At 57.4% G+C, this 8,522-nt stretch carries 6 protein-coding genes; all 6 read left to right on the top strand.

Going from position 1 to position 8,522, the window contains the following annotated elements:
• Nucleotides 1–220 precede the first annotated feature (220 nt).
• Nucleotides 221–1,696, top strand: a complete 1,476-nt coding sequence (locus HP459_RS02995; protein WP_171935920.1) for a carboxylesterase — start codon at nucleotides 221–223, stop codon at nucleotides 1,694–1,696.
• Nucleotides 1,697–1,781: 85 nt separating this feature from the next.
• Entirely contained in the window at nucleotides 1,782–2,993 is a 1,212-nt protein-coding gene (locus tag HP459_RS02990) for an EAL domain-containing protein (protein WP_171935919.1), read from the top strand.
• Nucleotides 2,994–3,081: 88 nt separating this feature from the next.
• The gene (locus HP459_RS02985) at nucleotides 3,082–3,978 is read left to right on the top strand and encodes an aminoimidazole riboside kinase (protein ID WP_046621473.1); all 897 of its coding nucleotides are present in this window, start codon (nucleotides 3,082–3,084) and stop codon (nucleotides 3,976–3,978) included.
• 171 nt (nucleotides 3,979–4,149) lie between these two features.
• A complete protein-coding gene (locus HP459_RS02980) occupies nucleotides 4,150–5,667 on the top strand; it encodes a carbohydrate porin (RefSeq protein ID WP_046621474.1) in 1,518 nt (505 codons plus the stop codon).
• Nucleotides 5,668–5,733: 66 nt separating this feature from the next.
• Nucleotides 5,734–7,104, top strand: coding sequence for a sucrose-specific PTS transporter subunit IIBC (locus HP459_RS02975; protein ID WP_038416083.1), 1,371 nt, complete (start codon nucleotides 5,734–5,736; stop codon nucleotides 7,102–7,104).
• Complete coding sequence (locus tag HP459_RS02970) at nucleotides 7,104–8,510, top strand: sucrose-6-phosphate hydrolase (RefSeq protein WP_171935918.1); 1,407 nt, start codon at nucleotides 7,104–7,106, stop codon at nucleotides 8,508–8,510. The genes HP459_RS02975 and HP459_RS02970 overlap by 1 nt, the downstream gene beginning before the upstream one ends.
• Nucleotides 8,511–8,522 lie beyond the last annotated feature (12 nt).

Below are 8,522 nucleotides of genomic sequence, written 5' to 3'. Positions count from 1 at the left end.
GATTAACAATGCAGGACGCGTGCCATGTTCACATTGCGGCGAAAACGCGCTGTGCAGCAAAGTTAATGCAATATTTGTTTAACAGATGCTCAACATTTGTGCAGCGTAGTTCACTTTTGGTGCAGTGTCCGGCCTGAGCGGTATCTATTTGGTGAATACGACAGCCTCTTCACATTTTTTGGTAAGATGAAAGCTCTGTGGATAAGAGAGGGAGCCTTACATGGCGAATTTGCCCTGGCGGGTCAGCGTGCGCCTGATGGCTCTCGCAAAAAAAATAGCGATGGTCATCGGGATCATTGTGCTCGTTCTGCTGGCGGTGCGGGTTTATCTTTCGCAGCAGGGGCCGGCCCTGCATCACTGGCATACATGGCGGGCTGACGAAATGTCCGTGCAGGAGATGGATAACGCGACCTTCGCAGCCTATGTCGCGCGGGAAAACGCCATCTTCACCGCTCTTGATGCTGAGGTGACGGCGAAAGTCACCCCCGCAGAGCGCACGCCGCTGAACCGCTATTACCGTCAGAGCCTGGTGTGGCCAGGACACTTTACTCCGGATGCAAACCGGTCGTTTGTGCTGATGCCTGCCGGAAAGCCGCGCGGGGCGGTAGTGTTGTTGCACGGTTTGACGGATTCGCCCTACAGCGTCAGGCGTCTGGCCGTGAATTATCAAAAGCACGGCTTTGTGGCCGTAGTGCCTCGTTTGCCCGGACACGGCACGGCGCCGGGCGCGTTGACAGACGTTGACTGGGAGGCGTGGCTGGCAGCTACGCGCCTTGCGGTTCGTGAAGCAACACGCCTGACAGGGAACGATCTCCCCCTGCACCTGGCGGGCTATTCCAACGGCGGTGCGCTGGCGATGAAATACGCCCTCGACGCCCTTGATGCGCCTGAACTGCGTAAACCTCAGCAGATCGTTTTGCTCTCACCGATGATTGGCGTCACGGCGTTTGCGCGCTTTGCCGGATTCGCCGGGCTACCGGCTATGTTACCGGCGTTTGCCAAAGCCGCGTGGCTCAACATTTCGCCGGAATATAATCCTTATAAATACAATTCGTTCCCGGTGAATGCGGCACGTCAGTCCTGGCTGCTTACCCGGGCGCTGCATGAGCAGATAAACCGCGATGTTCATGATCACAAACTAACGCAGCTCCCGCCGGTACTGGCGTTTCAGTCGGTCATGGATTCAACGGTCAGTACCCGCGCCGTAGTCAGCGGGCTGTTTGACCAGCTTCCGGCAAATGGCAGCGAACTGGTGGTATTTGACATCAATCAGGCCGGGAGTTTCCGTCCACTGTTCAGGCCATCATCCTGGACGGCGGTGGCTGACCTGCTGCCCGAGGCGAAAAGACGTTACAGTGTCACAATCGTGACCAATGCCAGCCCTGACAGGTTTGATATGGTGGCAAAGACAACGCCTGCGGGCAGCACCCGGGAAACGGTGACGCCGCTGTCGGTCTCGTATCCGCAGGAGGTTTATTCCCTGTCGCATATTGCCATTCCGTTCCCGCCTGAAGACGATCTGTATGGCCGTCATCCTGAGGTGAAAAACCGCTATGGAATCAGTCTCGGGACGATTGCTCTGTGGGGAGAAACATCGGTGCTGAGCGTCGGCAAAGATGCGCTAATGCGCGTGACGTCGAATCCGTTCTACGATTACATGCAGGCGCGGATCGACAGCCGTATCGGGGAAAATTAATTCCGCTGCGGAATAGATTAGGTCACGCCGGGGAACTGTGTTAAACAGTACCGCTCTGGCCTATATCCCTATCGGACCTCTTTCTGTGCTGACAACTCTCATTTATCGAAGCCAGCTGAGCTTAACCTGCACCTCCGCAGCGTTAAGCGAGCTGGTTGAACAGGCCAGGATCCGCAATACGGAGCAGGGCATATCCGGCATTCTTCTCTCCAGTGGCCGTGACGTCCTGCAAATTCTTGAGGGAACGGAACAGAGCGTAGTCGCGCTGTTTAATACCATCCGCGAAGATAACCGGCATACTGGCGTAGTGGAGCTGATGCGCGATTACGGTCCGCGCAGACGGTTCGATAACGTGGGAATGCTGCGGTTTGACCTGGAGGTTCAGACCCCGAAGGCGATTCTGGCGTCGGTACTGCATTACAGCAAGCTGGAAAGCTACCTGACTTCTGAGGATCGGGTCTTCAAATTTATTCAGACCTTTATCGCCGGCAAAACCGCTATCCCACCCGCTTCGGACTATGAGCCTGATAAATGGACGCTTTCGCGAGAGCGCGCGCCGTTTGGTAAAGGGTTAGGTCTGCTGGCGGGACAGCCCTGCCAGTTTGCGCTGCAACCCATTGTCGAGCCGTCCGAAGGCAAAATCAGTTCTCTCGAAGCGCTTATACGCGGAAACGACGGCGGCAGCCCGGAGCATTTTTTCCGTAGTCTCGATCGTGAAAAGATATACGAAGTCGATCTGCATACCAAAGCCTGGACCTTTGCGCTGGCGCAAAAGCTGGGCATCGGCAGCCACAAACTGGCGGTGAACCTGCTGCCAATGTCGCTGGTTAACGTGCCGGGTGCGGTAGAGTTCCTGGTAACGCAGATCAAAAAGCACGGTTTACAGCCAGAGCAGGTGGTCATTGAAGTCACTGAGAACGAGATGATATCCGGCTTTAACCAGTTTAACAGCGCCATTAAACAGCTGCGAGCGGAAGGGGTTGGGCTGGCAATAGATGATTTTGGTTCCGGCTATGCCGGTCTGTCGCTGCTCACCCGGTTCCAGCCGGATAAGCTCAAAATCGACAGGGAGATCGTCAGCGATATTCACCAGAGCGGACCCAAGCAGGCGATTGTGAAGTCGATAATCAGCTGCTGCACCGATCTGGAGATTACGCTGGTCGCAGAAGGCATTGAGAAGGTAGAAGAGTGGTGCTGGCTTGAATCCGCCGGTATTCGCCGCTTCCAGGGCTTTTTGTTCGCCCGCCCGCAGCTCAATGGCGTGGGTGATATCCACTGGCCCCAACGGGTAGGTTAAGCAAATTTTCCCTCGCCATATTTCCCCGACACCCTGCCTGTGCTTAAATAGCTAAACCGGTTTAACATTATTTAGCTAAGAAGGTGATATGGAGACGATCTGGGTACTTGGCGATGCAGTGGTGGATCTGTTGCCCGACGGAGAGGGCAAACTGCTGCAATGTCCTGGCGGCGCACCGGCCAACGTTGCGGTAGGGGTAGCGCGTCTGGGAGGCAGAAGCGCCTTTATAGGCCGGGTGGGCGACGACCCCTTCGGGCGCTTTATGCAAAAAACGCTTGCGGATGAGCAGGTTAATACAGAATGGCTGAGACGGGATCCGCGGCATCGCACCTCCACGGTGGTGGTGGATCTCGATGACGACGGGGAACGTTCCTTTACCTTTATGGTTCGCCCGAGCGCTGATTTATTCCTCGACTCTGCCGATCTCCCGCCATTCCGCGCCGGGGAGTGGCTGCACGTCTGCTCTATCGCGCTTAGCGCCGAACCCAGCCGTTCCGCGACGTTTCAGGCGATGTCCGCTATCAGACTGGCGGGGGGATTCGTCAGCTTTGACCCCAATATCCGCGCCGATCTCTGGCACGATGAAGTCGAGCTGCGTCAGTGTCTTGAGCGGGCATTAGCCTGTGCAGATGTGGTGAAAATCTCGGTGGAAGAACTGGCGTTCTTAACCGGAAATGCGCAGGTCCATGAGGGGCTGGCGGCGCTGATGCGCACCTGCCCGGCTAGGCTGGTGCTGGTGACGCAGGGAAAAGAGGGCGTCACCGCCTGGCAAAAAGGTGCCTTGACGCACTATCCTGCATCACCCGTGGAATGCATTGATACCACCGGCGCGGGGGATGCTTTCGTCGCCGGGCTGCTGTTCGGTCTGGCACGTCATGGCCAGGCCCGTCTCTCAGAGGTCATCACGTTAGCGCAGCGCTGTGGGGCGCTGGCGACAACCGCAAAAGGGGCAATGACCGCGCTGCCTTATCATCACGAACTGTAATTCACCTCTCCAGGCCTCCGGTCGGCGGCCTGAATTGTCGCCTCGATCACACTTACTAAAACGGTTTAGCAAAAAACATTGCCGATTCAAAATTCAACGGTTTAGTATCATCAACCTAAACCGGTTTAGCAATTTAGCACTTTTACCGATAGTTATTAGGGATGCGACAAAATGTATAAAAAACGCAGACTTGCCGTGATGATAGGCATGCTGGCCGGCAGTACCTCTGTTTTTGCCCAGACGGATATGACACGTATCGAAGCGCGCCTGGCGGCGCTGGAGCAGCGTTTGCAGGAGGCGGAAACCCGCGCGCAGGTTGCTGAAAAGCGCGCCACGGCAGCGGAACAGAAAACACAGCAGCTGGTGGCTGCGCAGCAGGAAGCGCAGACCTCCACACAGGCGGTGGCGCAACGTACTACGGTGCTGGAAGAGAAAGCCGATCGGACAGGCGGTTTTGAATTTCACGGTTACGCCCGTTCCGGCCTGCTGATGAACGACGCGGCCTCCAGCAGCAAAAGCGGCCCTTATCTGACGCCCGCCGGGGAAACGGGCGGGGCCATTGGGCGTCTGGGGAACGAAGCGGATACCTACGTTGAGCTGAATGTTGAGCACAAACAGACGCTGGAGAATGGTGCGACGACGCGCTTTAAGGCGATGCTGGCCGACGGTCAGAAAACCTATAACGACTGGTCGGCAGACAGCAGCGACCTGAACATTCGTCAGGCCTTTGCCGAGCTGGGCAATTTGCCGGACGTTACCGGTGCGCTGAAAGGCAGCACCTTCTGGGCGGGTAAGCGTTTTGACCGCGACAACTTCGACATTCACTGGCTGGATTCCGACGTGGTATTTCTCGCCGGGACCGGCGGCGGCGTCTACGACGTGAAGTGGAACGATACGCTGCGCAGTAACTTCTCCCTTTATGGCCGTAATTTCGGCAGCGAAGAGGAGATCGACAACAACGTCCAGAACTACATCTTAAGCATGAACCACTTCGCCGGGCCGGTGCAGTTGATGGTCAGCGGCTTACGGGCAAAAGATAATGACGACCGTAAGGACAGCAACGGCGATCTGATTAAAACCGACGCGGCGAATAACGGGGTGCATGCGTTGGTGGGTCTGCATAACGAGAGCTTCTACGGCCTGCGGGAAGGTTCCGCCAAAACGGCGCTGCTTTACGGCCACGGTCTGGGGGCCGAGGTGAAAAGCATTGGTGCAGACGGCGCATTGCTGTCAGAAGCCGATACCTGGCGTTTTGCAAGTTACGGTGTCACGCCGCTGGGCGGTGGCTGGCACATTGCGCCCGCCGTACTGGCGCAAAGCAGTAAGGACCGCTACGTGAAGGGCGACAGCTACGAGTGGGTCACACTCAATACGCGTCTGATCAAAGAGGTGACCCAGAATTTCGCCCTCGCGTTCGAGGGCAGCTATCAATACATGGATTTAAACCCGGAAGGCTACAAGGATCGCAATGCGGTTAACGGTAGCTTCTACAAGCTGACCTTTGCCCCGACGTTAAAGGCGGGCAAGATTGGCGATTTCTTCAGCCGTCCGGAGCTGCGCCTGTTCGCCACCTGGATGGACTGGAGCAGCAAGCTGGATAACTACGCCAGCGATGACGCCTTTGGCAGCAGCGGCTTCAATGCGGGTGGGGAATGGAACTTTGGGGTGCAGATGGAAACCTGGTTTTAACCCTTCACGCTCCCGCATTGCGGGGGCGTTTCGAACATCATAAAAAGAGGTCAGGAAGAGGTATCTATGGATTTTAATCATATTGCGCGCGAGCTGATTCCGCTGCTCGGTGGCAAAGAGAACATTGCCAGCGCGGCACATTGCGCCACGCGCCTTCGTCTGGTGCTGGTCGATGATGCGCTTGCCGACCAGCAGGCTATCGGCAAGGTTGAAGGCGTGAAAGGCTGTTTTCGAAATGCCGGGCAGATGCAGGTGATCTTCGGCACAGGGGTGGTGAATAAGGTTTACACCGCGTTTATTCAGGCGGCAGGGATTAGCGAGTCCAGTAAATCGGAAGCGGCGGATATTGCAGCCCGCAAGCTGAACCCGTTTCAGCGCATCGCGCGTCTGCTCTCCAACATCTTCGTGCCGATTATTCCGGCGATCGTGGCCTCGGGTCTGCTGATGGGCCTGCTCGGGATGGTTAAAACCTACGGCTGGGTTAATCCGGATAACGCGCTCTATATCATGCTGGATATGTGCAGCTCGGCGGCGTTTATTATTCTGCCGATCCTGATTGGCTTCACCGCCGCGCGGGAGTTTGGCGGCAACCCGTATCTGGGCGCAACGCTCGGCGGCATCCTGACTCATCCGGCGCTGACCAACGCCTGGGGCGTAGCATCCGGCTTCCACACCATGAACTTCTTCGGTCTTGAAATCGCCATGATTGGCTATCAGGGAACCGTCTTCCCGGTACTGCTGGCGGTGTGGTTTATGAGCATTGTGGAAAAACAGCTTCGCCGGGCGATCCCGGATGCGTTAGATCTGATCCTGACGCCGTTCCTGACCGTCATTATCTCCGGCTTTATCGCGCTGTTGATTATTGGCCCGGCGGGACGCGCGCTGGGCGACGGGATCTCCTTTATTCTTAGCACCCTGATTGCCCACGCGGGCTGGCTGGCCGGGCTGTTGTTTGGTGGGCTCTATTCGGTGATTGTCATTACCGGCATTCACCACAGCTTCCACGCTATTGAGGCCGGACTGCTGGGTAACCCGTCGATTGGCGTGAACTTCCTGCTGCCGATCTGGGCGATGGCGAACGTGGCGCAGGGCGGGGCGTGTCTGGCGGTGTGGTTCAAAACCCGCGATGCCAAAATCAAAGCCATTACCTTACCGTCGGCGTTTTCCGCGATGCTGGGCATCACCGAAGCGGCAATTTTTGGCATCAACCTGCGTTTCGTGAAGCCGTTTATCGCGGCCCTGATCGGTGGCGCAGCGGGCGGGGCCTGGGTAGTGTCGGTGCATGTCTACATGACCGCCGTTGGTCTGACGGCGCTTCCCGGTATGGCGATCGTTCAGGCCAGCTCGCTGCTCAACTATATTATCGGCATGGTGATTGCCTTTGGCGTGGCGTTCACCGTCTCTCTGCTGCTGAAATATAAGACGGACTCTGAATAATGACCTTACCTTCCCGCTGGCCTGCCGTGTTGCAGGCCGTTATGCAAGGCCAGCCGCGTGCGCAAGCGGACAGCCACTATCCGCAGTGGCATCCTGCGCCGGTGACGGGGCTGATGAACGATCCGAACGGCTTTATCTGGTTTGCCGGACGTTACCATCTGTTTTATCAGTGGAACCCGCTGGGCTGCGATCATCGCTACAAGTGCTGGGGACACTGGAGCTCAGCAGATCTGGTGCACTGGCAGCACGAGCCAATGGCGCTGATGCCTGACGAAGAGTATGACCGCAATGGCTGTTACTCCGGCAGCGCCGTGGATAACAACGGCGTGCTGACCCTGTGCTATACCGGCAACGTTAAGTTTGACGATGGCGGCCGCACCGCCTGGCAGTGTCTGGCGGTGCAAAATGACGACGGCACGTTTGCCAAACTGGGACCGGTGTTGCCCCTGCCGGACGGGTATACCGGGCACGTCCGCGACCCGAAAGTGTGGCGCCATGACGGGCAGTGGTACATGGTGCTCGGGGCGCAGGATCAGCATAAGCGCGGCAAGGTGCTGCTGTTTACGTCAGCCGATTTGCACACCTGGGCGTCCTGCGGCGAAATCGCCGGTCACGGCGTCAATGGACTCACGGACGCGGGCTATATGTGGGAGTGCCCGGATCTGTTTGCGCTTGATGGCACACACGTCTTGATCTGCTGCCCACAGGGGCTGGCGCGCAAACCGCATCGCTATCTCAGCACCTATCCGGCCGTCTGGATGAGTGGAGCAGTTGATTATCAAACGCCTGCATTTGCGCACGGCGAATTGCATGAGCTTGATGCCGGTTTCGAATTTTACGCGCCGCAAACCACGGTGGCAGAAGACGGCCGCCGCATCCTCATCGGCTGGATGGGCGTGCCGGACGGCGAAGAGATGCTCCAGCCTACACGGGTGCACGGCTGGATCCACCAGATGACCTGTCCGCGCGAGCTGCGCTACCGCGACGGTAAGCTCTGGCAAACGCCGGTCCGTGAGCTGGAAACGCTGCGCGAGGATGAACATCACTGGCAGGGACGCGCCAGCGATGCCCCGGTGCTGGAGGGAACCCGTCTTGAGTTCGAACTGAGCGCATCGTGCGTAAACGTGGATTTTGCCGGCGCGTTGCGGCTGATTATGGATGATGCGGGGATCCATCTGGAACGCGCCAGCCTGGAAACCGGAGAGACGTTGACCCGCTACTGGCAGGGCACTGTTCATCATTTACGCGTGCTGTGTGACCGTTCCAGCGTCGAAATTTTCATCAATCACGGTGAAGGCGTCATGAGCAGCCGCTATTTTCCTGACCATCCGGCCCAGGTTCGCTTCGAAGGTGCGTCCGACATCACATTACGCTACTGGTCGCTGCGCAGCTGCATGATAGAATAGGGGTTTTGGCAG

Source organism: Enterobacter sp. CM29 (genome assembly GCF_013179605.1).
Classification (GTDB): Bacteria; Pseudomonadota; Gammaproteobacteria; order Enterobacterales; family Enterobacteriaceae; genus Enterobacter; species Enterobacter intestinihominis.
The sequence above is the reverse complement of the archived record's forward strand: the minus strand, read 5'-3'. Positions and strand labels throughout refer to the sequence as shown.